Origin of the sequence: Citricoccus sp. GCM10030269, from assembly GCF_042665635.1 — a bacterium.
In the GTDB taxonomy this organism is placed as follows: domain Bacteria; phylum Actinomycetota; class Actinomycetes; order Actinomycetales; family Micrococcaceae; genus Citricoccus.
Genome location: NZ_JBHTCV010000002.1, coordinates 167,962 through 191,796 on the forward strand (window position 1 = coordinate 167,962; position 23,835 = coordinate 191,796).

Annotated in this window: 24 protein-coding genes and 4 tRNA genes; 11 read left to right on the plus strand and 17 right to left on the minus strand. The window is 66.9% G+C overall.

All coding sequences use genetic code 11. The features are described from left to right. Positions 1 to 33 precede the first annotated feature (33 nt). The gene (locus ACFQQD_RS03830) at positions 34 to 792 is read left to right on the plus strand and encodes an SDR family NAD(P)-dependent oxidoreductase (protein ID WP_378086406.1); all 759 of its coding nucleotides are present in this window, start codon (positions 34 to 36) and stop codon (positions 790 to 792) included. Positions 793 to 871: 79 nt separating this feature from the next. Here ACFQQD_RS03830 and ACFQQD_RS03835 read toward each other — a convergent pair. From ACFQQD_RS03835 to ACFQQD_RS03845, 3 genes are all read right to left on the minus strand, one after another. After that, positions 872 to 947: transfer RNA gene (locus ACFQQD_RS03835), tRNA-Phe, on the minus strand. A 74-nt stretch (positions 948 to 1,021) separates the two neighbouring features. After that, positions 1,022 to 1,095, minus strand: a tRNA-Asp gene (locus ACFQQD_RS03840). Between the two features lie 91 nt (positions 1,096 to 1,186). After that, positions 1,187 to 1,259 (minus strand) — tRNA-Glu (locus ACFQQD_RS03845). Between the two features lie 126 nt (positions 1,260 to 1,385). Here ACFQQD_RS03845 and ACFQQD_RS03850 point away from each other — a divergent pair. Together ACFQQD_RS03850 and ACFQQD_RS03855 are read left to right on the plus strand one after the other, a co-directional pair. After that, entirely contained in the window at positions 1,386 to 1,799 is a 414-nt protein-coding gene (locus ACFQQD_RS03850; RefSeq protein WP_378086408.1) for a metallopeptidase family protein, read from the plus strand. 254 nt (positions 1,800 to 2,053) lie between these two features. Beyond that, on the plus strand, positions 2,054 to 3,763 hold the full coding sequence (locus tag ACFQQD_RS03855; protein ID WP_378086411.1) for an NlpC/P60 family protein: 1,710 nt from the start codon (positions 2,054 to 2,056) through the stop codon (positions 3,761 to 3,763). An 83-nt stretch (positions 3,764 to 3,846) separates the two neighbouring features. On the opposite strand, the gene ACFQQD_RS03860 is transcribed toward ACFQQD_RS03855, so the two are convergent. The 3 genes from ACFQQD_RS03860 to ACFQQD_RS03870 form a co-directional block, all read right to left on the minus strand. Next, positions 3,847 to 4,818, minus strand: coding sequence for a universal stress protein (locus tag ACFQQD_RS03860; protein ID WP_378086413.1), 972 nt, complete (start codon positions 4,816 to 4,818; stop codon positions 3,847 to 3,849). A gap of 54 nt (positions 4,819 to 4,872) precedes the next feature. Beyond that, entirely contained in the window at positions 4,873 to 5,769 is an 897-nt protein-coding gene (locus ACFQQD_RS03865; RefSeq protein ID WP_378086415.1) for a spermidine synthase, read from the minus strand. Positions 5,770 to 5,871: 102 nt separating this feature from the next. After that, the gene (locus ACFQQD_RS03870) at positions 5,872 to 6,612 is read right to left on the minus strand and encodes a GAP family protein (RefSeq protein WP_378086417.1); all 741 of its coding nucleotides are present in this window, start codon (positions 6,610 to 6,612) and stop codon (positions 5,872 to 5,874) included. Positions 6,613 to 6,725: 113 nt separating this feature from the next. Between ACFQQD_RS03870 and ACFQQD_RS03875 the strand changes: the two genes are divergently transcribed. Both ACFQQD_RS03875 and ACFQQD_RS03880 read left to right on the plus strand, forming a co-directional pair. Then, a complete protein-coding gene (locus ACFQQD_RS03875) occupies positions 6,726 to 8,048 on the plus strand; it encodes a sensor histidine kinase (RefSeq protein WP_378086419.1) in 1,323 nt (440 codons plus the stop codon). After that, positions 8,045 to 8,761, plus strand: coding sequence for a response regulator (locus ACFQQD_RS03880; protein ID WP_378086421.1), 717 nt, complete (start codon positions 8,045 to 8,047; stop codon positions 8,759 to 8,761). The genes ACFQQD_RS03875 and ACFQQD_RS03880 overlap by 4 nt, the downstream gene beginning before the upstream one ends. A 4-nt stretch (positions 8,762 to 8,765) precedes the next feature. Here the strand turns inward: ACFQQD_RS03880 and ACFQQD_RS03885 are convergent, their stop codons facing one another. From ACFQQD_RS03885 to ACFQQD_RS03895, 3 genes are all read right to left on the minus strand, one after another. Further along, entirely contained in the window at positions 8,766 to 9,101 is a 336-nt protein-coding gene (locus tag ACFQQD_RS03885) for an MTH1187 family thiamine-binding protein (RefSeq protein ID WP_378086423.1), read from the minus strand. 129 nt (positions 9,102 to 9,230) lie between these two features. Further along, complete coding sequence (locus ACFQQD_RS03890; protein WP_378086425.1) at positions 9,231 to 10,610, minus strand: Nramp family divalent metal transporter; 1,380 nt, start codon at positions 10,608 to 10,610, stop codon at positions 9,231 to 9,233. A gap of 35 nt (positions 10,611 to 10,645) precedes the next feature. Further along, complete coding sequence (locus ACFQQD_RS03895) at positions 10,646 to 11,590, minus strand: glycerophosphodiester phosphodiesterase family protein (RefSeq protein ID WP_378086428.1); 945 nt, start codon at positions 11,588 to 11,590, stop codon at positions 10,646 to 10,648. Positions 11,591 to 11,686: 96 nt separating this feature from the next. On the opposite strand from ACFQQD_RS03895, the gene ACFQQD_RS03900 reads away from it, so the two are divergent. After that, positions 11,687 to 12,982, plus strand: coding sequence for a DUF445 domain-containing protein (locus ACFQQD_RS03900; RefSeq protein ID WP_378086430.1), 1,296 nt, complete (start codon positions 11,687 to 11,689; stop codon positions 12,980 to 12,982). Between the two features lie 31 nt (positions 12,983 to 13,013). Here the strand turns inward: ACFQQD_RS03900 and ACFQQD_RS03905 are convergent, their stop codons facing one another. Then, positions 13,014 to 13,838, minus strand: coding sequence for a hypothetical protein (locus tag ACFQQD_RS03905; protein WP_378086432.1), 825 nt, complete (start codon positions 13,836 to 13,838; stop codon positions 13,014 to 13,016). Between the two features lie 224 nt (positions 13,839 to 14,062). Between ACFQQD_RS03905 and ACFQQD_RS03910 the strand changes: the two genes are divergently transcribed. After that, positions 14,063 to 14,317 carry a DUF6458 family protein gene (locus ACFQQD_RS03910; RefSeq protein WP_378086434.1) on the plus strand — a complete coding sequence of 85 codons (255 nt, stop codon included), beginning with the start codon at positions 14,063 to 14,065 and terminating at the stop codon, positions 14,315 to 14,317. Between the two features lie 9 nt (positions 14,318 to 14,326). Here the strand turns inward: ACFQQD_RS03910 and ACFQQD_RS03915 are convergent, their stop codons facing one another. From ACFQQD_RS03915 to ACFQQD_RS03925, 3 genes are all read right to left on the minus strand, one after another. Next, positions 14,327 to 15,058 (minus strand): alpha/beta hydrolase, encoded by a 732-nt coding sequence (locus ACFQQD_RS03915; protein WP_378087497.1) that lies wholly within the window; start codon positions 15,056 to 15,058, stop codon positions 14,327 to 14,329. A 10-nt stretch (positions 15,059 to 15,068) separates the two neighbouring features. Then, positions 15,069 to 16,403, minus strand: a complete 1,335-nt coding sequence (locus ACFQQD_RS03920; RefSeq protein WP_378086436.1) for an endonuclease/exonuclease/phosphatase family protein — start codon at positions 16,401 to 16,403, stop codon at positions 15,069 to 15,071. Between the two features lie 331 nt (positions 16,404 to 16,734). Beyond that, on the minus strand, positions 16,735 to 17,334 hold the full coding sequence (locus tag ACFQQD_RS03925) for a TetR/AcrR family transcriptional regulator (protein WP_378086438.1): 600 nt from the start codon (positions 17,332 to 17,334) through the stop codon (positions 16,735 to 16,737). 104 nt (positions 17,335 to 17,438) lie between these two features. On the opposite strand from ACFQQD_RS03925, the gene ACFQQD_RS03930 reads away from it, so the two are divergent. Continuing rightward, positions 17,439 to 17,816, plus strand: a complete 378-nt coding sequence (locus ACFQQD_RS03930) for a VOC family protein (protein WP_378086440.1) — start codon at positions 17,439 to 17,441, stop codon at positions 17,814 to 17,816. 84 nt (positions 17,817 to 17,900) lie between these two features. Here the strand turns inward: ACFQQD_RS03930 and ACFQQD_RS03935 are convergent. Beyond that, positions 17,901 to 17,973, minus strand: a tRNA-Lys gene (locus tag ACFQQD_RS03935). Between the two features lie 173 nt (positions 17,974 to 18,146). Here ACFQQD_RS03935 and ACFQQD_RS03940 point away from each other — a divergent pair. From ACFQQD_RS03940 to ACFQQD_RS03950, 3 genes are all read left to right on the plus strand, one after another. Further along, complete coding sequence (locus ACFQQD_RS03940; protein ID WP_378086442.1) at positions 18,147 to 18,821, plus strand: hypothetical protein; 675 nt, start codon at positions 18,147 to 18,149, stop codon at positions 18,819 to 18,821. A 228-nt stretch (positions 18,822 to 19,049) separates the two neighbouring features. Further along, complete coding sequence (locus tag ACFQQD_RS03945) at positions 19,050 to 19,679, plus strand: hypothetical protein (protein WP_378086444.1); 630 nt, start codon at positions 19,050 to 19,052, stop codon at positions 19,677 to 19,679. A 5-nt stretch (positions 19,680 to 19,684) separates the two neighbouring features. Beyond that, entirely contained in the window at positions 19,685 to 20,704 is a 1,020-nt protein-coding gene (locus ACFQQD_RS03950; protein ID WP_378086446.1) for an anion permease, read from the plus strand. Positions 20,705 to 20,728: 24 nt separating this feature from the next. On the opposite strand, the gene pstB is transcribed toward ACFQQD_RS03950, so the two are convergent. Genes pstB through pstC form a run of 3 tightly spaced genes read right to left on the minus strand, consistent with a single transcriptional unit; the run spans position 20,729 to position 23,693 of the window. Further along, positions 20,729 to 21,508, minus strand: a complete 780-nt coding sequence (gene pstB / locus ACFQQD_RS03955) for a phosphate ABC transporter ATP-binding protein PstB (protein WP_378086448.1) — start codon at positions 21,506 to 21,508, stop codon at positions 20,729 to 20,731. 32 nt (positions 21,509 to 21,540) lie between these two features. Beyond that, positions 21,541 to 22,725 carry a phosphate ABC transporter permease PstA gene (pstA, locus tag ACFQQD_RS03960; protein WP_378086451.1) on the minus strand — a complete coding sequence of 395 codons (1,185 nt, stop codon included), beginning with the start codon at positions 22,723 to 22,725 and terminating at the stop codon, positions 21,541 to 21,543. Next, complete coding sequence (pstC, locus tag ACFQQD_RS03965; RefSeq protein WP_378086453.1) at positions 22,725 to 23,693, minus strand: phosphate ABC transporter permease subunit PstC; 969 nt, start codon at positions 23,691 to 23,693, stop codon at positions 22,725 to 22,727. Before pstC ends, pstA begins: the two co-directional genes overlap by 1 nt. Positions 23,694 to 23,835 lie beyond the last annotated feature (142 nt).

Sequence of the window (23,835 nt, forward strand, 5' to 3'; positions counted from 1 at the left end):
TACCCTGCTCGGGGGCCGGATACGCTTCAGTCCATGGACATTCATGACAGCTCTGCCCTGGTCACTGGAGCCGCCTCCGGCCTCGGCGCCGCGACCGCCGCTTATCTCGCGGAACGCGGCGCGCGCGTCGTCGGCCTCGATCTTCAGCAACAGATCAACAACGCCCCCGACGTCGGCGGGGTCACCTATGTGGCCGCCGACGTCACCGACGCCGAGCAGGTGCGGGCCGGCGTCGCCGAGGCCACCGCGTCCGGTCCCCTGCGCACGGTGGTGAATTGCGCCGGCATCGGGCCCTCGGCACGGATCCTGGGCAAGAAGGGCGCGCATGACCTGGCGTTGTTCGAGACGGTGATCCGAGTGAACCTCGTCGGAACGTTCACGGTGCTGACCCTCGCCGCCGAGGCCATGGCCGAGACGGAACCCGTGGACGCGGACGGACAGCGGGGCGTGGTGGTCAACACCACCTCCGTGGCGGCATTCGAAGGGCAGATCGGGCAGGCCGCCTACGCCGCCTCCAAGGGCGGGGTCCACAGTCTGACCATCACGGCGGCCCGTGACCTGTCCAGCCGGGGCATCCGCGTGAACACCATCGCCCCGGGCATTGTCGAGACACCCATGCTGGCCGGCATCAATGACGAGTTCCGCGAGTCGCTGGCGGCCGGGGTGCCGTTTCCGCACCGACTGGCTCGCCCGGAGGAGTATGCACGGCTGGTCGGAACGTTCATCGACCAGGACTACCTCAACGGCACCACGATCCGCATGGACGGGGCCCTGAGGATGCCGCCGCGTTGATCTGGAGTTCGGATCACTCCGCCATCGCTCACGCATGACGAAGGCCCCCGCGTGATACACGCGAGGGCCTTCGTTGTGCTGGTGGCTCCGACCGGCGTCGATCCGGTGACCTTTCGATTTTCAGTCGAACGCTCTACCAACTGAGCTACAGAGCCTGGCACCATCCGGCGACGAAGCCGGTGATCACCGCGATCTTCCGAGCCGTACACCGACGTCCGGAACATCCGAGCGACCCTGACGGGACTTGAACCCGCGACCTCCGCCGTGACAGGGCGGCGCGCTAACCAACTGCGCTACAGGGCCAGTGTGCGAGAACCTACTCTATCAGACCGTTGACCCGGTTTTTGCCACATGGGCGCCGGCCGAACGAACGTGCGATGGTGCAGGTGCTGCGTACCCCCAACGGGATTCGAACCCGTGTCGCCGCCGTGAAAGGGCGGTGTCCTAGGCCTCTAGACGATGGGGGCCAGAACGCTTCGGGCTCCCGAAGTGGACCAGTAGAGCTTAAGCGGTCAGGGGCCTCCATCGCAAACCGACGCAGCCTCGCCATCACCGGCGCCGCGACGAGGACCATGAGGAGGCAGGATGGAAACGTGAATCATGATGAGTCCCCTGAGTTCCCCGAGCCACCCGACGACCCGCTAGACCTCGACCTCTCGGAACGCGAGTTCGATCAGGCCGTGTCCGACGCCCTCGACGCGATTCCGCCCGCCTTGGCTCAACGCCTGTCCAACGTCGCGGTCTTCGTGGAGGAGGAGTACGAGCCCGAGCCCGGTGAGGACCCGGGCACCGAACTGCTGGGCTTGTACGACGGCGTCCCCCTGACCGAACGCGGCGAGATGCCCTTCCAGCTCCCCGACCGCATCGTGATCTTCCGCGGACCCCTGCTGCGGATGTGCCGTGATCGCGAGGAACTGGTCCACGAGATCACCGTGACCGTGGTGCACGAGGTGGCTCACTTCTTCGGGATCGATGATCGAACTCTCCACGAATTGGGCTGGGGCTGAGCCACGACTCGCGACACGCGGACAGAATCCACGCAAATGACACGGTTGTTCTTTATGATTCTGGTGGGATCCGTGTTGCTTTTGTGACAAAAGTGCATCTATTGTCACTTCTGTGGCGCCCGTTGGCAGGCCGCGTAACCGTTGCGAGTTTGTCCCGTGACGGTCGCGTGACCATCCCGCACCAGGGTTCGGTTCTTCCCCCGATGACCGAACCTGCCAACCCACTCGCATGGGTGTCACAGTGAGGAACTGCCGTGAACACCCGTCGCACTGTAGGCGTGACCGCCGCCGTGGCCGCTACCGCCCTGGCTGCCACCGCCTTGGCCGCCACGTCCCTGCCCGCCGTTTTCGACGCCTCGTCCGACGCTGTCCAGGCCAACCTTCAGCGCGTCGAGCAGGCGTCCCCGTCTGACCAGCCGGACATTGCGCGTCCGACGATTCCGACGCACGAGGATGTCGTCTCCGCCAAAGATCAGTCCGCCGCGAAGGCTCGGATGTCCGACCGGCTGCGCGTTTCCATCAAGCAGTCCGAAGAACGGGCGCTCCAGGCCGAGTCCCGCGCCCAAGAGGCCAATGAGAGCCTTCGCACGGCCAACGAGGATCTGGCTGACCGCAACGAGACCGCAACCGCCACGCAGCACCGGTCCGAAGCGGCAGCAGAAACCGCGAAGAAGGCTCACGACGAGTCCGGCGCGGTGGCCGCAGATCTGTACCGAGGAGGCCAGACCACCACCGGTGATGTCTTGTTGAGCCAGGACGACGACGTCCTCGCGCGCACATCGACCACGGACAAGGTGGCAGCTGACAAGGCTCGCGTCGCGGAGGAGTCCGCTCGCCAGGCCGCTGAAGCCAAGGAGCTCGCTCGCCAAGCCGAGGCCGCTCAGCAGGCCCAAGCCGAGGCAACGCGCCGTGCCGCAGAGCAGCAGCGCCGACTCGACGAGGCCGCCCGGGCAGCGGAAGAGGCCGAGAAGCAGAACGAGGCCGACCGGAAGCAGCTGATCGGTCTGTTGGCTGAACTCGAGGACCTCTCGGTGGACGAGGCCACGCAGAGGGTCGAGGCCATGGAGCAGGCCGAGCGCGATCAGTCCCTCCAGGAGGCCATCGCCGCGTCCGAGCGCCAAGCGGAGGAGTCGTCAGAACCGACCGCGACGCCGACGAGTCCGGCACCGTCCAGCTCCGACCCGTCCAGCATCGTCCCCGTCGCGACGTCGGCCCCGGTGAGCCACGACGCGACGGAGACTCCGGCTCCCTCCACCAGCCCCACCCCCAGCAGCCCGACGTCGTCCGCTCCTGCCAGCGCGGCGCCGAGCAGCGCGGCGCCCAGCAGCGCGGCGCCCAGCAGCGCCACACCGAGCAGCGCGGCGCCCAGCAGCACCGCACCAACCAGTACTGCACCAACCAGCGCGGCACCCTCGCCCACCAAGACGGCGAGCCCCACCCCGACCAAGACCGCCTCGCCATCGCCCACCAGGACGGCGACGCCGACGCCGACGCCGACGAAGACTGCGGCCCCCAAGCCGACGCCAACGCCGACCCCCACGCCGACTCCCACCAAGACCGCCGCGCCGAAGCCGCCCACCGGCTCCTGGACCTCGACGGCCGTGAACTGGGGCGTCAACAAGGCCAACGAGTCAGGCGTCTACTACACCTGGGGCGGCAACGGACCAAAGGGATATGACTGCTCCGGCTTCACCCGGGACGCCTTTGAAGCTGCCGGCAAGTACCTGCCGCGCACCTCGACCCAGCAGTACCAGGCTGCCAAGCAATACGTTCCGTTGTCCCAGCTGCAGCCGGGCGACCTGGTGTTCTGGTCCTCGAACGGCGGCTCCAGCATGTACCACGTGGCGATCTACATCGGCGACGGAAAGATCGTTCACGCCCGCAACCCCACGATGGGCCTGTCGGTGACCGCGCTGAACTACGGCGGGATGTACAACATCCACCCCTACGCGGGCCGCTACTGACCATCTCCTCACTTTCCATCTCCTCACTTTGCGGGCAGAAAAGACCGGTTCGTTCTGCCCGCAAAGTGAGGAGGAGACGAGGGTCAGGAGAAGGTGGGGCCGAAGCTCGCGCGTCGGGCCAGGCGGCTGTCCTTGACGTTGGGGACCACCATCACCGGCCCGTGGGCGTAGGCGATGATGCCCTGTGAGGTCGAGCCGAGCAGGGCACCGGTGAAGCCGCCGCGGCCACGGGACCCGACGACGGTCAGGCGCCCGGTCTTGGATTCATTGACCATGACGTCCACCGGGACGCCGTCGATGATCTCGTAGCTGATTTCCAGAGACGGGAACTCGGAGCGCAGCCACTCGACGCCGGCGGCCAGCTTCTCCTTCATCTCACTGAACATGGACCGTTCGTCCACGGTGGCCGGCAGCCACGCCACAGCGCCGGAGATGGGCGGCATGGCGATCACCACGCGCAAGGGGGCCCGACGGACTTCGGCCTCCACAGCGGCAGCGAGCGCGGCCACCCGGGCCTGTTCCGAACCGTCCACGCCCACGACGACGGGCACGCCGTCCGCAGCGCGGGTGGCATGCTCGCCCTTGGGGACGATCACAACCGGGCACTTGGCATGGGCCGGCAGGGCGGCGGCGACGGAGCCCAACAGGCGGCCGAGGAACCCCCCGCGGCCCCGGCTTCCGGCCACGAGCAGGTTCGCGTCAGCGGAGTAGTCCACGAGGACACCGGCCGCATCGCCCATCTCCACCCGGTGAACCAGGGGCACCTGGAGCGGACCGAGCTGGCCGACCACTCCCTGGAGCACCTGCATGGCACCGTCGCGGATGGTCGTGTCGTCCGGAACTCCATAGCCGGCCTCGAGTGCGGAGGCCGCGAAGACGGGCATGGTGTACGCGGTGATGAGCGTCAGTGGCAGCCCGCGCAGTTCGGCTTCCCGAGCGGCCCACTTGGCCGCGGACACGGATTGGTCGGAGCCGTCCACACCGACGACGATGCCGTGGGTCGTGGCGCGGTCGCCCGCGGTCGGGGTGGAATCCTGTTCATCCGAACCAGTCATGGCGGCCTCCTGTCATTCGCGCCCATACTCGTGGTTGACACGGGCGAATCGTGATCACAGTCTAGGTCGCAGAAGTGGTTCATCGAAGGGTTTGGCCCCAGCGGCGAAATCGGCCACCGGTTCCACGAGCCGCGCCGGCAACGGGTCGGCGAGCAGGTCCCGCACCAACGCATCCCGCGGCGCGGGCCCAGGGCGGACAACAGCACCAGCGCCAGCACTGGTCAGCGAGCCGTTCGTGGCGGCGAAGACAATATTGCCTCGCCGCCGACCCTTGAGCATCTGCGGGTCCGCCACCGCGACCACGGTGGCGAAGACCTCGCCCAGGGTCGCCGCCTCGCGACGTGCCGCCGTCAGATCCGGACCACCGCCGTGGTTGACCAGATAGATTCCGTCTCCCACCGCCCGTGCGGCCTGCTCGGCGGCGTCCACCCCGAGCAGGTGGCCGGGAGTGACTTGATCCTCGGGCACCGAACCGGCGAAGACGTCCCGGATGACGACGTCGCGGCTGGCCTCGTGAGCACCCGCCAAGACCTCACCGGCCTCCCCGACCCGGATCTTTAGATGAGGCGCGCGGGGCAAGGCGAAATGGTCTCGCGCCAGGGCGGCCAGCCCGGCGTCCAACTCGACGGCGGTCTGCCGGGAATCGGGATACCAGGCCGCCGCCCAGCGGGCCAGCGTGCACCCCGCCCCGCCGAGGTGCAGGACTCGCAGCCGCGCCGACGGGTCCCAGCGATGCCGCATCACCGCCGCCATCCACCGCATGTACTCGAACCCCATGTCCAGGGGCGAGTCGGGATTCAGCTGGGAGGACTCGGCGCCGTTGAGCTTCAGCAGCCAGGCCCCGTCGGTGAACGGGTCACGGGTCACTTCCGCCGTTCCGGCGTCGATGGGGAACACTCCAGGCTCGATCTGCGGCCCGGCGGAACCCCGGCGAACCTGCTTACGTGCCACGATGCTCCATGCTGTCCAGGCCTCCACTGCGAATGTACGTCTCAGAAGACTACGGCAGCCCCTCCCTCCCCGCGGGTCGCTCTCGCGAACCAGTCCCGCGGATCAGTCCCCGCGGAGCACCGCGAGCGCGGGCCCCACGGTGCGCACGAGGATCAACACCCCGATGATGCCGGTCCCCCACGAGAAGGCACTGGCCGCGTGCTTGACGGCCCAACGATGCACCTTGTCCAGGAGTCGGTCCCCGCGAGCGCCGACGGCGGCCCGAACAGCACACAGCAGGGCAGCGGGCAACACCATCACCAGGCAGTAGCCGACCAGGATCAGGGAGCCGCCTCCCAGTCCCACTCCCCTGTCCGCGATGAGGCCCATCGCCACCAGGTACGGGATCATGGTGGCGGCCTCGATCACGCCCGCCAGCAACGCCAGCCCGATCAACACGCGAGGTCGGCCGGAAGCGCGGCGTGCCCGGTCGGTCCAGCGGCGAGCGGAGGCCTCGGGATCGCCGCCGCGTTTGCGGATCGTCTCGGGGTCCGAATAGTGCGACCACACCACCAGCCCGACGCCGGCCAGAGCCAGCGCCACGGTCGCCGGCCCCGCGGTGAGCAGGGGCGCCAAGGATTCGAACAGCGGTAGCAGGCCGGCCAGCAGCGCCACGCCGAGCAGCAGGTAGAACACACCGATCACGGCGAGGTACAGCAGGGTTCGCCCGGCCACCCGTCCGGCTCGTCCCTCACCGGTCACCAACAGGATCAAGGGGACCACCAGCGTGCCCACGGAGGTGGAGTCCACCAGGGCGAGCACCACCAAGGCGAGTGGCCCCAGTGATTCGATCAACGATTCCATGGTGTTCATCGTGCCGGGGCCGTCTCCTGCCGTCCTCCTCCGAAGGTACCGATTCGTGGATGAAGCATCCGTATCCACTCCCCGGCGGGCGTCGGTCCACGTAGCCTCGAGGCATGCCCTCCACTGCGCCGGCGATCGATCGACGAGACGCCACTCTGGCCGCCGTGTACATCGGTGTGGTCCTGGTGCTGGTGCTGGTCTCCGACGCCACCGGCACCGGCATCGTGACGTCAGAACTGCGATGGCCGGCCACGGTCTCGGTGCCGTTGCTGCTGCTCGGAGCGGCGGCGACGCTCTGGCGCCGGCGGGCGCCAGTCGTGGTTCTGGTGGTGACCGGCCTGACCTCGCTGGCCGTCGTCGTGATGGGCGCTCAGGTGGCCGCCTACCTCCTCCTGTTCGAGGCGCTGTTCGAACCGGTCATGCACGGCAGCCGACGCCTGGCGCGGGTGACCACGGGACTCGGGATCGGACTGACGGCGACGGCGGTCCTGGCCTCCAGCGCCGTGTCCGGCGTGGGCTCCGAGCTTCTGGCGGTGCTGATGACGGCGGCGCTGGTGCTGATCACGCCACTGGTGTGGGGCTGGGAGGTGCGCCACCACCGCGAGGCCCGGCACAGTGCCGAGGCATTGGCGAATGCCGAGCAGGAGTTGGCTGCGAGCCGGACCGCCGGTGCAGTGGAGACCGAACGACGCCGGATCGCACACGACCTGCACGATGTGATCAGCGGACATCTGAGTGCCGTCTCCCTGCACACCAACCTGGCCGAGTCGCTGCCCGACGGCGACGCCCGCTCCCGATCGCTGCAGACCGCGCGGGATTCTGCTCATGCGGCCCTGCGCGATCTCCGCTCGATGATCGGCGTGCTGGCGGAGGACAGCTCCGCGGCTCCGCAGGTCACCCTGAGCTGGGACTCCCTGGCCGATCGCCTCCGCGGCGTCGACGCACAGGCCACCGTCGAGGTCGATCCGGCGGTTGACGATCCGGATCAGGTGGCCCCGTCCGTGCAGGCGGCGCTGTTGCGCATGGCCGCTGAGGCGGTCACCAATGCGACCCGTCACGGCACGGCGCCGATCACGATGTCGGTGCGGTGCGCGGACCAGAACGTGGAGTTCCAGTTGGTGAACCGCCGGGCCCCGGTGCCCGCTCCAGCCCCTTTCCGGGAAGAACACCATGCGCACCAGGAACGCCCGAGCGATCCCGACGCCATGACGGGCGTGGGGCTGACGGCGATCGGACACCGGGCGGCTGCGGTCGGCGGCAGCGTGATCGCCGGTCCAGACCCTCGCCGACCAGACCACTGGCGCGTCTGGGCGCGGTTGCCGGACCGTCTCCCCACGGCCGGACGTGCTCCTCACCACGACCATCCCCGCGTGGAGGCCAGCGGTCCGGACGCCGCCATGGGGATCGGGAGAACGGCGAAGGAGGACCAACGATGACGTCCCAGATCCGCGTTCTGGTGGCCGACGACCATCCGGCGGTGCTCTCCGGCCTGGTCGCACTGCTGGGTGCGGCCGCGGAGATCGAGGTGGTCGCCGAGGCGACGGACGGTGCGAGCGCGGTGCGGCTGACCGCCGAGCATCGTCCGGACGTGGTGCTGACCGACGTACGCATGCCGGGCGCCACGGGCATCGAGATCACTCCCCGGCTGCGGGAGTACGGGGCACGGGTGCTGGTGATCTCGGCTTTCGACCTTGATGAGTTCGTTCTCGGCGCGCTGGCCGCCGGAGCCGACGGCTACCTCACGAAATCCGAGGATCCCGGGCGGATTCTGCAGGCCGTGCGGGCGGTGGCCCGCGGAGAGGCGATGTTGTCCCCGACGGCCACACGCGCCGTCGTCGCCGCCCTGCGGGAGTTCACCGCGGAGTTCAGCGGGGATGTCAGCGGAGGTGTCAACAGTGAGCTCGTGACCGGGTCCTCCGCTGGACCAACAGCCGGCACCGCAATCGACGACCGCAGACCGGTTCCACCGTTCACCCGCCGCGAGGAAGAAGTCCTGGCCCTCGTCGCCCACGGCCTCTCGAACCAGCAGATCGCCCAGGAACTCTTCGTGGAGGTGACCACGGTGAAGTCACATCTGTCCCACGCCCTGGCGAAGCTCCAGCTGGACTCGCGGCTGCAAGCGGCCCTCTGGTGGCAGCAGCACCACTAATCGGTTACTGCTCCTCGAGGGCCCGTTCCAGGCGCTCGATCTTTCCGTCGAGCTCACCGGTGCGCCCGGGCCGGATGTCCGCCTTCAATACCAGGGAAATCCGGGAGCCGAAGGGCGCCACGGCCTCGACGGCCTGCTTGACCACACTCATGACCTCGTCCCATTCACCCTCGATCTCGGTGAACATGCTTGAGGTCCGGTTGGGCAGTCCGGAATCGCGGACGACCTTCACGGCGGCGGCCACGGCGTCATGCACCGAGCCGTCCGCGGGCTCCGGCCGCGCGTCGGACTCGTCGGAGTGGGGCTTTCCTGAGGGGGAGACGGAGAAGGCGACGATCATGCACCCAGTCTGCCCCACCGCCGTCGGGAGGTTAAGCGTTCAGCCGGACCCCGCCCGGAACGCGCCCGGGGCCGGCCAGCTCTCCGGCCAGCTCTCCGGCCATCCTCACGGCAGCCCTCATCCCGGTCCTCAGCTGCCGGCCCAGAGTGGCGAGACGGCCTCGTACAACTGCTGCAGGCCCAGAACGATGAAGACCAGGGTGGTGATGCCCAGCAGGACGTTGTGGCCCCAGCCGTTGCGGAACTGCGAGGGCACCAGCTTCTTCTGGTTGTTCAGGACCAGCAGTGTGATGGCCAGGAACGGCATGAACAGCGCGCCGAGGGTGCCGTACATCAGAATCAGGAAGATCGGCCGCTCGAGGAAGAGCAGGGACATCGGCAGGATGGTCAACCAGAGCAGGTAGAACCGGGCGGGCTTCGACCTCAGGGTCGGGGCGTCGTCCTGGTCCAGGGTGTCGGCAGGTTTGCGGAAGTTGGTCCAGAAATCCGCGAACATCAGCGAGACTCCGTGCCACACGCCCAGCAAGGAGGAGAACGAGGCAGCGAAGAAGCCCAGCAGGAAGATGAAGGAGAACACCTCGCCGTACCGGTCGGCCAGCACGTTGCCGATGTCCAGCAGTCCGCGGTCGCCGGCGGAAATGGCCATGCCGGCCGAGTGCAGCAGCTCCACGCCCATGATCATGGTGGCGATCACGAAGATGCCGGTGAGGATGTAGGCGGTGGCGTTGTCATACTGCATCACCTTCATCCACTTGGGGAACCGCCAGCCCTTTTCCCGGAGCCAGTACCCGTAGGCAGCCAGGGTGATGGTGCCGCCGACGCCGCCGGCCAGGCCCAGCACATAGAACATGGATCCGCCCTCGGCCGGAATCCGCGGGATCAGACCGGTGAGGATCTCCCCGAGGTTCGGGGCCGTCAGGAACGCCGAGATGAGCACCGCGACGAACATGATGCCGATCAGCACCATCATGAGTTTCTCGATCAGGCCGTACCGGTTCAGCCACACCAGTCCGAGGCCGATCAGACCCGTGATGATGGCAAAGACCCTCGCATCGACCCCCGGGAACAGCGCCGTCAGGGGTAGTGCCACCGAGCTCATGGCCGTGGCCCCGTAGACGAAGCCCCAGATCAGGATGTAAATGCCGAAGTACCAGCTGGTCCACACTCCCAGGGTGCGCCAGCCCTGGAAGATCGTCTTGCCGGTGGAGAGGTAGTAGCGGCCCACACCCTCGACGAGCACGATCTTGAAGACCACGCCGAGGACCACGGCCCACATGAGCATGTAACCGTACCGGGAACCGGCGGTCAGCGTGGCCACGAGGTCAGCGGCGCCCACGCCGGTGGCGGCCGCGACCACGCCTGGTCCCAGCGCGTTCCATTTGACCTTGACCGGCGACTCGTTGATCTCGGCCTGGGTGAATCCGACGACGCCGGGGTGATGCGCTGCGCCCCCGGGTACGGCTTGGCCCGAGTGACCACCCGGTGCTGCGCCCGACATCTCGTCTGACATGGTGTCCCCTCTCACATACGGAGACCCGAGCTTACCTACCGATCGCCCACCGAGGCGAATACCCTCTCACGACGCCGGACCCGGTCCAGCACGCGGGCCGGCAGATTCGTGGTGATCTGCTGTACTCCAGCGGTCAAGAGCAAGTCGATGTCCTCGTCCCGGTCGACCGTCCACACGCGCAGAACGCGCCCGGCGGCCAGCCACGCTTTCACATCGGCCAGATGGTCGCGCACGTACTCGACGCCCGGCCCGGCGATCCCCGCGCGGCCCTCCCAGATCAGTCGCTCGGCGTCGGCGATGGCCTGGCGCAGCGCGGCCCGCACGGCCGCCCGGCTGAGTGGACCGAGACTGAACCGGGTCGGCACCGGTTCCCGCGGCACCACGGTCAACAGCTGACAGAGATGTTCGGTGTCCACGGTCGGAGCCAGATACTGCAGTGACCCGGCATAGAAACTCATGAAGGAGACCTCGACCGAGCCGATGCGGGAGGTCTCCGGATCCCACCCGGCGCGCAGCAGCCACGTCATCGCCCGCTCCTCGAGCTCATGGCCGAACGGGCTGGGATGCTTGAACTCCAGGGCCAGCTTCACCGGGCGCCCCGCCGCGACCAGCAGCTCGATCAGCTCCGGGAAGGACAGCAATTGAGTGGAAGGGGAACCGTATTCCCGGGGGATGCGGACTCCCTTCCAACTGTGGAAGTCGAGCCGGCGCAGTTGGGCCAGTGTGTGGTCGGAGACCTGACCCGAGCCGTTGGAAGTTCGTTCCAGGGTGGCATCGTGGAGGCAGACGAGCTGGCGGTCACGGGTCAGGTGGATGTCCACCTCGACGCCGTCGGCTCCCTCGGCCAGAGCGTGCAGGAACGCCGCTCGGGTGTTCTCCGCGTACGCTCCGGAGGACCCTCGATGGGCGATCACCAGAGGTCTCTGGTGATCGTGAGAATCGTGCATCGGACCGGTGTCTGAAGACGAGGTGGCTGACACGCTTTCAGCGTACGGGCGCACACGGTCCCGCCACCCCAGGCTCAGGCGAAGGGCTGGTTAACTTGTGCTGACACTTTGATTCCGGCCGGAGGAACCATGGACCAGAGAATTCCCGACGCCGGCCCCGCGCGTTCGGCGCCGGGTTCCGTCCCCAGCGAGGCCGAACGCGCCGCCTCGCTGAGCAGGATGAAGATGGTGGCCACCTCAGTGCTGGTGGTGCTGGCGATGGTCTTCGTGGTGGCCTTCGCCCTTCAGGACGAGCATCCCTGGTTGGGGTATGTCCGGGCTGCCGCCGAGGGGGGCATGGTCGGGGCCTTGGCCGACTGGTTCGCGGTCACGGCCCTGTTCCGGCATCCTCTGGGACTGAGAATCCCGCACACGGCGATCATCCAGCGCAAGAAGGACACCATCGGAGAGTCTCTGGGGTCGTTCGTCCAGGAGAACTTCCTCGACGGTGACGTCGCTCAGGAGAAACTGGCTGGTCTCCGGCTCTCCGGGCGCGCGGGAGCCTGGCTTCGTGAGCGTCCCCACGCGGAGCGAGTGGCCGTGGAGATCTCCGCCTCGGCCGAGGGAATCCTGGACGCCATGGACGATGTCCTCGTGCGCGATCTACTGGCCAACCTGGTGCAGAAGCACATGATCGAGCCGGAGTGGTCACCCACGCTCTCCGAGCTGTTGGGCAAGGTCACTGCCGAACGCCACCACGATCAGGTGGTCGATCTGCTGGTCACCCGCACGGGTGACTGGGTGTCACAGCATCCCGAGTTCTTCGTCAACAGCGTCCGTCAGCGGTCCCCGCAGTGGGTTCCCGAGATGGTCGACCAGTTGCTGGCCGAGAGAATCCATGCCGAGGCGCTGAAATATCTGGCCTCGGTTCGCGAGGACCCGCGGCACGAGCTGCGCCGCTCCGTGGACGACTGGCTGCAGGACCTGGTCCGGGACCTCCGTGAGGATCCGGCGACCCGGGAGCGCGTCGAGCACGCGAAGAAGGAGCTGTTCAACGACCCCCGGATGCGGGAGTGGGCCGAGAAGGCCTGGGAGACCACGAAGGGTGTCCTTCTGGCTCAGTTGCGGGACACGGACTCCGATCTGCACCGGGCGCTGGTGGCCGCTCTCCAGGACCTCGGCGCCCGTCTCCAGGAGGATCGGGCCCTGGAGGCACGGGTGGATGGCTGGGCAGCCGATGCCGCTCAGTTCGTCGTGCGCCGTTACGGCCCCGAGCTTGTCGGGATCTTCCGGGAGACGATCGAGCGCTGGGACGGGCGGCAGGCCTCGCGCACCATCGAGCTCTACCTCGGACGAGATCTGCAGTTCATCCGGATCAACGGTTCGATCGTCGGCGCGCTGGCCGGACTGGCGATCCATACTCTGGCGACGCTGCTCCTCCACTGAGCTGCTCCTGCGCTGAGGAACGTCACCGGGTTCACTCCTCTGAGGTGAGCTCCCGTTCACGGTTCCGGCGATGCACGCTGCGAGCCGCCTCCACTTCGGCCGCCAGCCCCGCGGGCAAAGCCTCAGGCAGCGGGCCGAAGAGATTCTGAGCGGCCTTGATGACGCCCTTGCCCATGGTCCGGTTGCCGACGCCGCCGATGACCGCCCCCACCCCGAACGGCACCAGCCGGCCGACGAGCCCGGCGCCTTGACGGACGAGGAAGCGCCTCATGAACATGCGCTTCATCTGCTGGAACAGCACGTCCGACATGCCCGAGGTCCCGGTGATCGCCGCGACGGCACCGCCGAGGGGACCCACGCCCGAGCCATTGGCTTGTCCGGTGAAGTCCCGCAGCAGCTTGCGGCCGTCATCACCGAGCATGACTGCCATGACCAGCGTCTGAGCCCGCGTCGGATCCTCGGTGCTGATCCCGAGGAGCTCGGCCACCGACTGGGCATACAGGGCCGTGGCCTCCAGAAATCCCACGGTCGCAGCAGCCGACAGCCCCAGGGCGGCAGCGGTGCCCACGCCCGGGACCACGGCGGTACCCCCGACGGCGGCCCCTCCCCCGGTGACCGCGGCCAGGTATTGCTTGCCCAGCCGCTCAGCCAGCTCGGCGGGGGAATCCTCCGGGTGATGCCGGCGCAGACGATGAAGGTTGCGGAGGACGAGAGGCCGCTGCACGTCGAGCGCCCTCAGCACCACCCGTTGGAATGCCGGGGTCGGATTGCCGTGTTCGTCCACGGCACGGTTCAGGGCAAAGTCGGTCGCCTTCCGTCCGGCGACGCTGGCGATGGCGGATCTCTTCCTCGCCATGGGAGGCCTCCTGAAGTTCGTGGTGCGTCACCCACTATCAAACACCACTCCGGCGCCCGTCCCACAACGCCTGGGCTACCGGCGACGGGGTCTCCAGCGACTAGGCATCGTCCGAGGCTCCCCGTAAGGTGGCGACCAGGAAGTATTGAACGGTCGATCGCCGGGCGCACGCCTCAGGCGTCCGACCAGCGTTCGCCGCCTGTCCGACGACTACAGGAGTTCTCATGCGTTTCGGTTCGGCCATTGCCCTCATGGCGCTCGGTGCCATCCTCAGTTTCGCCGTCCAGGACGCCATCGCCGGGTTCGACCTGACGGTAGCCGGTTACATCCTCATGGCCGCCGGTGCCCTGCTGTTCATCGTGTCCCTGATCATGATGGGGGTTTCGAGCTCCTCGAACCGCCGGGTCAGCGAATCACGCACCCTGCAGGATCCGGCCACGGGTGAATCCGTGCGGCGCCAGGAAACGCGCGACTTCTGACGAGTTCTGCTACACCGCCGCCAGAGTGTGCTGAAGGAAGATCCGCACGTCGCGGACCTGTTCCGGACCTGTGCCGTGGCCCATGCCCTCGTACGTGCGGGCGGTGAGCCGCGTGTTGGTCTCCAGCCAATCGGCCGTGTAGGCCACGGCGTCGGGATGGATGACCAGATCCTCGACGTCCCGCCCCCAGAAGAATGGGCGCGGCCCGGGACCTTCCGGAGGGTTGTCGAGGGCTTCCAGCAACGGGTTGGACAGCACGAATCCGCTGAGCCCGACTACGCAGGCGAAGGCCTCCGGACGCAAGCGATACACGGTGGAGGCCATGGCCATGCCCTGGGAGTGCCCGAGGACGGAGACGCTCCGGAACTCGTGTCGGGTGACCTCCTCGGCGTCCAGGAGGTCGAAGACGCGGTGGGCCGCGGCGATGACCTCGGCGAAATCGTTGTTCAGGAAGTAGTCGAGCAGAAACCAGCCCCACGCCCCTGGATCCGGGCCACCGGGACCGGACCCCACGCCGTCGATCCCGTCCGCCACCGGGGGCACGCCGGCGTCGATCTCGAACCCGCCTCGAACGGCCAGCCCGGTGACGTTCTCCGGAAGCATGCCGAAGTACGCCTGGGCCGCGCGAACCTCATTGGCGCCGTAGCCGTGGATCACTACGACGAGGTCGGTGCCCCGTCGCCGGTTTTCAGGTCGGGACCACACCACATGGTGGCCCGTGGAGAAGGTTTCGCGCACCAGGTCAGTCGTCTCAGTCGTCGCCCTCGGCCTCACCGAGGCTGAGGTCCACCCAGACGAGCCGGTGCTCACTGGGAGTGGACTCGTTGGTCTCACCCGGTTCGCCTCCGGGAGCGTTGGCGTTGGTCAGGTGGGATCCGAGCTGACCCGGAAGGGGCCAGAACACGCCCGAGTCGCTGGTGCTCACCGACGACGACGGCAACAGGTAATCCGAACGAGCCAGTTTCCAGTCACCGTCCTTGCGGCTGACGACCTCGGTGGCTGTGGGTGCATCCTCCACCAGACTCTCGGCCCCGCTGGACGTGGGCTCGGGATCCTCAATGGCTCCGGACTCGAGGAGCCGGGCGATGCCGGAGGGGTGCTGCTCCTCGTCGTCATTCAGTGCGGCCCCCGTCAGCGGGCCGAAGTCGCCGGCCAACACGAATTTCTCGCCCTCGGTCAGTCCGCCGCTGCGTCCTTGGTCGTCTTCGATGTAGGAGGCGTCCCCCTCGATGTAGTCGGCCCAGAAACGCATCTCGTCATGGTGGCGTTCCTCGCCGGCGGCGCCATCATCGGCTCTGCTGGGTTGTGCCGCGAGGACGTGCACGGTCTGGCCGTCCACTTCCACGGGGATGTCCCAGTGCGAGGACGAGGACAGCCGGAGCACGGACTGCTCCAGTTCCGTGTAGGCCCCGTCCGGGATGGCATTGTCCGGCATGGAATCCCAAGACAGCTCCCGGAAGGTGCGGATGTTGTCCGTGTCCAGCGGGTAGCGGGAGAAGAGGACCATGCCGTGCTGCCCGGGGAACCGGCCCGGGCCGAAAGCGTCACCGGGGCCGCCGATGACCCCGTCGTTGTCCAGGTCGGCCCCGGTATCCACGCCGTTGTTGACCTCAGCCACGTAGGTATAGGGATAATCGATCCCCTCCTGCCCTCCGGACCCGACGGACAGGTAATTGGTGCGGAAGGACTGGGCGACCGCTTCGCCGCCGTCGACGTCGAAGTCCGTCAGCAAGGCGACGTCCGGAGCCGCACGCTGCACGGCTTCAGCCACGCGCATGCCCTGCTCGTTCCCCGGTGCGGACAGGTCTTCGGCCAACTGTCCGGAGTTCGGCCGACTCAGTCCGGCCGAGAAGGTGGCCACGCGCAGATCCCCGGCGTCGGCTGTGGGGACTTTCCCGGATTCGATCCAGCGCAACTGACGCAGCAGATTCGGGTTTTCCGGCAGGGCATCGTTGAAGTCGAAGGACGGCGCCTCGCGGGTTTCGGAGGCTGAAGTCGTTTCCGGCCTCGTCTCGTCCGATGAGGAATGGACCTCAGCAGCAGCCGTGGCTGCGGGTGCGCTCAAGAGAACCGCTGTCGCGGTCACTGGAGCGAGTATTCCAGCGAGGACACACCTTCGCTGGAGCACCCGGGAAGAGGCACTCATGGGCTCCAGCCTAAACAAGCAGCTCGGGAGCGCAAGACGCCGCCCACGGTGCCAGTCCTCCCCCGCAAGACCTGCTCGACGCTTGCTCGTCGACCCTGGTGCACAGCGACGCGGCGGGCCCTCCCGCCGAAACACCCGCGTGTCGCGCCCACAGCAGGCCCGGGGGGTGACTGGGGACATTGCGAAGAATCGAGCCGACGTCGACCCCGATCCTCGACCTGCTGTTACGACATCGTGATCAAGGCAAGGCGGCCGAGATCTGCCCGCAACCTCAGCGGTGTCGTGCTGGTGAACTGTCGCAGAAAGCTGCAAGAAGTCGATCGAGAACGGCATGCGACTGTTGTCTGGCGTGCGCAGTGTGGTCGTGCTGCGCAGTCCATAGTGCGGCTTCGTTCATCGCACCCGAGAGTTGCGCGGTCGCCGCGTCGAGGAGGTCGTCTGCGATCCCGGCACTCCGGAGCGCATCACGCAGATGAGCCGCGGAGTTCTCTGCATCCAGGCGGCGCCAGTCGTCCCAACCGATGACTGAAGGCGCATCCATCAGCAGGATGCGTACTGCCGGGCCGGCCGTCATCGCGTCGAGGAACGCGTGTGATCCAGCCAGAAGTTGATCCAATGGATCCTGACCCGCTTGGTCCGCCGCCTTCACCACGGCTTCGGCAATGTCCGACTGGAGCCGAGACGCCACCGCCGCGAACAGTCCCGCCTTGTTCCGGTAGTGGTGATAGACGGCCCCTCGCGTGACGTCGGCCGCTTGCGCGACATCGTCCAGGGAGACATCAAAGAAGCCACGCGAGGCGAAGAGCTCCATGGCCGCGTCAAGCACGTGCCTGGCTGTTTGGGCGGCGGCTGCTGCAGAGGCGCGGGGCATGATGGGTTCCTTTACGTACGCATTGTATGTAAGTATCGGAAGAAACATACACATTGTACGTAAAGGAGAGTTTGATGCCCGTCACATCCTTCTACCCTGTGCTCATGGCCGAGAACGTTGCCGCCACTGCGTCGTTCTATCGCGACAAGATCGGCTTCGAGGCGGCCTTCGAGTCTGATTGGTACGTCAGTCTGCGCCTAGACGTTTTCGAGTTGGCGATCCTGGCTTACGACCACAACACGATCCCCGAGGACCGCCGTCGGTTTCCGCGCGGAGTGATCCTGAATCTCGAAGTCGACGACGTCGATGCCTTCCACGACCGACTGACGCACCATTCCGCACTGGAGCCGGTCTTGGGTCTGCGCAACGAGGATTTCGGGCAGCGTCACTTCATTGTCGCGGCACCCGACGGCGTCCTTCTGGATATTATTCAGCCGATCCCACCCAGTGCTGAGTACGCCGACGCCTACTCCGACGCATGATGGCCAACACCGGCCAGAAAAGCACCAAGGCCCGAACCCCAGCCAACTGTTCTGCTGGCAAGGGTTCGGGCCTCGTTCACACTGTGGGCCCTGCGGGGATCGAACCCGCGACCAGCGGATTAAAAGTCCGATGCTCTACCACCTGAGCTAAAGGCCCGTGCTCCACGGTCTCCTCGAAGAATCGCAGGCACATCCTCGGGACATCCCAGAGACACTGCCGGAGACCGCATTTCATCGTACCGGACCATACTGCATAGCAAGAAGGCGTATCGTGGGGTGGGGTCCGCAGTGGCCCCGAAACCCCACCCTCCCTGGAAAGGCAACCTTCCTTTGACGTCCTTCCGGAGTCGATCCGGCCGGTCCCCCAGCTCCACAGCGGCCGGTACGGCCCGCCATCACAAACCCCGTCCCTTTGCCCCGGAACAGTTCGCCCCCTTTGAAGGCGGAGCGGACCCGGCCACGACGGCCGAGGGCGCCGCTCTGCTGGCCCGCGCCCTCTTGGAGGGCGGTCAGGCCGGTTCGGACGAGCCCACGGTCAGGCGCTTGGTGGAGCTGGTGGAAGAGGCCGGCATCGACACGGTCGCCCGGCTCTGGGCGGACGCACCAGCCGTGTCCCTGGGCGGTGCGCTGTGGCGGCTGTATGCCTTGCGCACGGCGACCAGTCGCCATGGAGCGCAATGGGCGGCCTGGTACCGAGCCGGATACGACGCCCAAGTGGCCCGCGCCATCGCCGGAGCGGCTGAGCCTCCCGGAGCCCGGGAACTGCAACAGCTCACAGACCAAATCCTCACCGGTGCCTTCAGCGGAGACTTCGGCACGGCGCTGGAGCGAGCCGCCGCGTACTGCCGCGTGGTCTGCCTCGGTCAGGCCCATCACTCCGAGTCACTGGATTTGGGCAACCCGACCCAGGCGACATCACTGCTGCGCCAGGCGAAGAGACTGCTCGGCACCGCGGAAGAACTCGAGGAGTCTGCTGCCGCGTGGCGTGACGGCACACTGGACTGAACGACGCACTGGACTGAGCAGTGCTGTACTGCTGCAGTGCTGTATTCCGGGGTTAGCTGATGGCTGATCCACCCGCCGCCGGTGGACATCCCCGGGGCCGACCGCGCACACTGGATATCGGTGCCGGGCCGCGGTAACCCCGGGCTCCATATTATTGCCGCTACGAGCGGCCACGCGCCGAGAGGCGTTCCCGGTCCGGCACCATCCCCTCCACGGGATACCCTCTCCATGATGAATCTTTCACTGTCGCGCCTGCTCGCGCCGGATACCGCCAGCCTCGAGCACCTTGCCGCCCTCGCGGAGTCGCTGGGATCGGCCTTGGATCACGTCGCCCAACTCATGGGAGCCTCACCCACCACAGCCGCCGAGGTCGAGGCGAAACTGGCCGGGCTCGACAGCGAGTCGACCTCTCGCCATATGGCGTTGCTCACGAGCCTGCGTAGCTCGTTCATCACCCCGCTGCCCCGCCAGGACCTGTATGCGGTGGCCGACGGTCTGAACAATGCCGTACAGAAGGTCTGCAACGCCGGGCTGCTCATCATTGCCACCGAGCAGTTCCGCTTGCCGTCTGAGGCCATGGATATCCTCGAGAACTTGGGACGCCAAGCCGAACTGCTGCAGGAGGCCACCAGCCAGTTCCGGAGTTTCGACGAGCTGGAGGAAACCTGGATTCAGCTGCAGCGCAACTCCAAACGCGCCGAACGATTCATGACGCAGTGGGTGGCGGGGATGACCGGTGACCTCCTGCAACGCAGCTACAACCGGCAACGAGAGTCCGCCCACGCCATCGAGGCCGTCATCGTTGCCGTTCGCCAGATCACAGTGCACGTGGGCAGCATCCTCGTTCAGGAGTCCTGACCGAGGTGGCTCCCCTGCTGATGCTGTCGATCGGCGTCATCCTCGCGCTCACATGCTGCTACGGACTGCTCAATGGGATGCGGGACGCCCCGAACGCCATTGCCCTCCCCGTCCGCAGTCGCGCACTGACCCCTCGAGCGGCGCTGGTGCTCGCGGCCGCGATGAACCTCATCGGCGGTGTCCTCTCGGGCGGCTTCCTCACCGTGGTCTGGCAAGAACTCCCGCCGGTCATCGCCGACGCCGGATCCGGCCTCCTGATGGGCGGTGTCGCCCTGGCGGTGGCCATCGGCTGGGGACTGTTCGCCTGGCAACGGGGAATGCCGGTCTCCATGACTCACGCGCTCGTCGCCGGAATGCTCGGAGCCGCCGCCGCGCTGTCGGCGACCGGACACGCGACCTTTGACGGGGGGATCGCCACCAACCTGTTGGTCATTGCGCTGCTCGGCCTTGTGCTGTCCCCGGTCTTGGCGTGGTTCCTGTCCCTGGTGCTCGTGACACCGGCGACGTGGATCGGTCGCGATGCCACTCCGGGGACGGTCAATCACACCTCGCGCATGTCCCTCGCGGTCACCGGCGCCGCGAATGCCCTCGGACACGGCGTCCAGAGTGGACAGCGGATGGCCTTCATGGTCGCACTCGCCTTCTCCTCGGCTGGGATCCCGGACGCGATGGATTGGTGGATTCCCGTGGGCGCTGGCGTCGCGCTGGCACTGGGCACGGTGTTCGGCGGATGGCGCATCGCTCACACCCTCACGGAGAAGCTGGTCCCCTTGGACCCCCTCCGCGCCGGTGTGGCCTCGGCCGTCAGTGCCGGACTGCTGTTCGTGGGCTCGTTCGCCCTCCACATGCCGTTGTCCTCCACCCACTCGGCCACAGCGGCCATCGTCGGTGCGGGCCAGAACCAGCGCTACACAGCCGTGCGGTGGCCCGTGTTCCGCCGAGTGGTGATCTACTGGATCGCCACCCTGCTCGGCTGCGCCACCGCGGCCTTGGTCCTTGCCGCGGCGGCGACTCCCCTGCTCTGACGGGAACGGATCTCGGAGGCCGGATCAGCCGAAGCGGCCGGAGACGTAGTCCTCAGTCTGCTTGTTGGCGGGGTTGTTGAAGATCACCGAGGTGTCGTCGTACTCGATCAGCTTGCCGGGCTTGCCGGTGCCGGCGATGTTGAAGAACGCCGTCTTGTCTGCCACGCGGGCCGCCTGCTGCATATTGTGCGTCACGATGACAACGGTGAACTGATCCTTCAGCTCGTTGATCAGGTCCTCGATCGCCAGGGTGGAAATCGGGTCCAGCGCTGAGCACGGCTCGTCCATGAGGATCACGTCCGGCTCGACGGCGATCGAGCGCGCGATGCACAGACGCTGTTGCTGGCCGCCGGACAGGCCGGAACCGGGCTTGTCGAGGCGGTCCTTCACCTCTTCCCAGAGGTTGGAGCCGCGCAGCGACTTCTCCACGATCTCGTCCGCCGTGGACTTCGACATCCGAGCACCGTTCAGCTTGTGACCGGCCAGGATGTTGTCCCGGATGGACATCGTGGGGAACGGGTTCGGGCGCTGGAACACCATGCCGACCATGGTGCGGACGGTCACCGGGTCCACCCCAGGGGCGTAGATGTCCTCCCCGTCCATCAGCAGCTGACCTTCGGCCCGCGCCCCGGGCAGCACCTCGTGCATCCGGTTGATGGTCCGCAAGAAGGTGGTCTTGCCGCAACCGGAGGGGCCGATGAACGCCGTGACGGATCGCGGCTCGATGTTGATGTTGACGCCTTCCACAGCCAGGAAATTGCCGTAGTAGACGTTCAAGTCGATGACGTCGATGCGCTTAGACATGTGTCGTTCCTCAGTCTTTCGGTCAGCTCGGCTCAGCGGCCGGACGTTTTCGGCGCGAACGCCTTGGCAATGATGCGGGCGAGCAGGTTCAGGAGCATCACGATGACGATGAGCACCAACGCCGCCGCCCAGGCACGCTCGGCCGAGGGAATCGGCGCCGCCGGCCCGGTCGGGTTGACCAGCTGACGGTAGATGTACACCGGCAGTGCGGTCATCCATTCATCGAACGGGTTCCAGTTGGTGGTGGAGGCATAGCCGGCGGTCACCAGAATGGGAGCCGTCTCTCCGGTGACGCGGGCGATGGCCAGCGTCACGCCGGAGGCGATGCCGGAGACGGCCGTCGGCAGGACCACTTTGAAGATCGTCCGCCACTTCCGCACACCGAGGGCGTAAGACGCCTCTCGCAATTCGTTGGGGACCACGCGCAGCATCTCCTCCGTGGAGCGGACCACCACGGGGATCATCAGCACGGACAGGGCCACCGAGGCGGTGAAGCCCATCTTGATCATCTGCAGTTCCCGGGGGCCGTCCCCGATGAAGGTGGTGATGACCAACTCCATCAGAGCGAAGGCGAACAGGCCGGCCACGATGGAGGGAATGCCGGTCATGACGTCCACGAAGAAGACGATCGCCCGGGAGAACCAGCCGCCCTTGCCGTACTCCACGAGGTAAATCGAGGCGAGCAGACCGATCGGGACCGAGATGATCGTGGCCATCAGGGTGATCATCAGCGTGCCCACCAGACCGTGCAGAATGCCGCCCTGAACCGGCCCGCCCTCGTTCTGCGTGGCGATGTCATCCGAGCCGGTGACACCGTCCATGTCCGTCCACAGCAGGGAAGGGTGCTCGATCAAGGTGGGAAGTCCGTTGGCGACCACCGTCCAGATCACGGAGATCAGCGGAATCAGCGCGAGAATGAAGGCCGCCCACACCAAGTTGCGCCAGATACCGTCGGTGGCACGCCGCCGGTTCTCGACAACGAAGGTGGTGACATACATGCCGACGACGTAGAAGATCGCGGCCAGGATGAGCCAGCTGGTCCAGCTGAAGGTGCCCCCACCCAGGAGGGCCGTGGCGGCAGCAGCCAGGACCAGGGCTCCAATCGCGACGGCGATCCAGGTCCACCGTGGCAACTGGCCGGCGGTCAGGGAGTTCTTCTTCCTGCCTCCCGACGGCGGCGCGGGGCTGCGCTGTGTCGTTTCAGGTGAGGTTGTCATCAGTTCGCTCCCGAGAATTCCTTGTGCCGGCTAACGATCCAGCGCGCGAGCATGTTGACCGCGAGGGTGATGATGAACAGCATGAGACCCGCAGCGATCAGCTCGGACTGGCGCATGCCGAACGCCTCGGGGAAGTTGAGGGCGATCTCCGCCGGAATGGTGGCATTGCGTCCACCGGTGATGAGGCTCCAGGAGAAGATGCCGGGTGAGAGCACCAGCGTCACGGCCATGGTCTCGCCGAGGGCTCGCCCGAGACCGAGCATGATCGAGGAGATGATGCCGGCCCGAGCGAAGGGGAAGACCGTCATCGTGATCATTTCCCAGCGGGTGGCGCCCAGGGCCAGGGCAGCCTCTTCATGCAGTTTCGGGGTCTGGATGAAGATCTCACGGCACAGTGCCGTGATGATGGGCAGGATCATCACGGCGAGCACGACCGCGGAGGTCAGCAGGGTGCGCCCCGTGGTGGAGACACCACCACCGAACAGCGGGATCCAACCGAGGTATTCCCCGAGCCACCGGTAGAGAGGCACGATGCCGCCGGCCAGTGCCGTCATGCCCCAGGCGCCGAAGACGACCGAGGGGATAGCGGCCAGCAGGTCGATGACGTATCCCACCGGCGTCGAGATCGACTTGGGGGCGTAGTGGGAAATGTACAGGGCGATGCCCACGGCCACCGGGGTGGCGATGATGATGGCGATGACCGAGGCGATGAGCGTGCCCGCCATCAGCGGCCACACGTACTCCCAGAAGTTGTCGGCGCTCGCGATGGAATCCTCTTCGGAGAAGACTTGCGGCCACAGCGCCGGGAGGGCCTCAACCAGAAGGAAGATCGCGACGAAGGCCAACACCAGCAGAATGACGATGCCCGCCGCCAGGGCTAGCCCAGAGAAGACCTTGTCTCCTGCGGCGCCACCGCGTGACGCCTTGAGCGACGAAGCCTTCGTCTGCTCGGTGACTGATTCAGTCACAGTGACTCCCTCCGGAGTTCATGGTGCGGACGTGGGTTCCGCGCCCGGTGTGGATGGCGTGAATAGCATGACACAGCCGCCGACCCTACTCGGGAGAGGGTCGGCGGCTGAATCAGTGTTCGGTCACGGCCGGCCGAGGGGC

Bases quoted from the DNA above. Each gene is read 5' to 3' on its own strand.
- ACFQQD_RS03890 (WP_378086425.1), bottom strand. From the start codon at position 10,610: ATGTCAGACGAGATGTCGGGCGCAGCACCGGGTGGTCACTCGGGCCAA.
- ACFQQD_RS03905 (WP_378086432.1), bottom strand. From the start codon at position 13,838: ATGGCGAGGAAGAGATCCGCCATCGCCAGCGTCGCCGGACGGAAGGCG.
- ACFQQD_RS03880 (WP_378086421.1), top strand. From the start codon at position 8,045: ATGACGTCCCAGATCCGCGTTCTGGTGGCCGACGACCATCCGGCGGTG.
- pstB (WP_378086448.1), bottom strand. From the start codon at position 21,508: ATGTCTAAGCGCATCGACGTCATCGACTTGAACGTCTACTACGGCAAT.
- ACFQQD_RS03945 (WP_378086444.1), top strand. From the start codon at position 19,050: ATGATGAATCTTTCACTGTCGCGCCTGCTCGCGCCGGATACCGCCAGC.
- ACFQQD_RS03830 (WP_378086406.1), top strand. From the start codon at position 34: ATGGACATTCATGACAGCTCTGCCCTGGTCACTGGAGCCGCCTCCGGC.
- ACFQQD_RS03900 (WP_378086430.1), top strand. From the start codon at position 11,687: ATGGACCAGAGAATTCCCGACGCCGGCCCCGCGCGTTCGGCGCCGGGT.
- ACFQQD_RS03875 (WP_378086419.1), top strand. From the start codon at position 6,726: ATGCCCTCCACTGCGCCGGCGATCGATCGACGAGACGCCACTCTGGCC.
- ACFQQD_RS03870 (WP_378086417.1), bottom strand. From the start codon at position 6,612: ATGGAATCGTTGATCGAATCACTGGGGCCACTCGCCTTGGTGGTGCTC.
- ACFQQD_RS03925 (WP_378086438.1), bottom strand. From the start codon at position 17,334: ATGCCCCGCGCCTCTGCAGCAGCCGCCGCCCAAACAGCCAGGCACGTG.
- ACFQQD_RS03930 (WP_378086440.1), top strand. From the start codon at position 17,439: ATGGCCGAGAACGTTGCCGCCACTGCGTCGTTCTATCGCGACAAGATC.
- ACFQQD_RS03910 (WP_378086434.1), top strand. From the start codon at position 14,063: ATGCGTTTCGGTTCGGCCATTGCCCTCATGGCGCTCGGTGCCATCCTC.
- ACFQQD_RS03885 (WP_378086423.1), bottom strand. From the start codon at position 9,101: ATGATCGTCGCCTTCTCCGTCTCCCCCTCAGGAAAGCCCCACTCCGAC.
- pstA (WP_378086451.1), bottom strand. From the start codon at position 22,725: ATGACAACCTCACCTGAAACGACACAGCGCAGCCCCGCGCCGCCGTCG.
- ACFQQD_RS03860 (WP_378086413.1), bottom strand. From the start codon at position 4,818: ATGACTGGTTCGGATGAACAGGATTCCACCCCGACCGCGGGCGACCGC.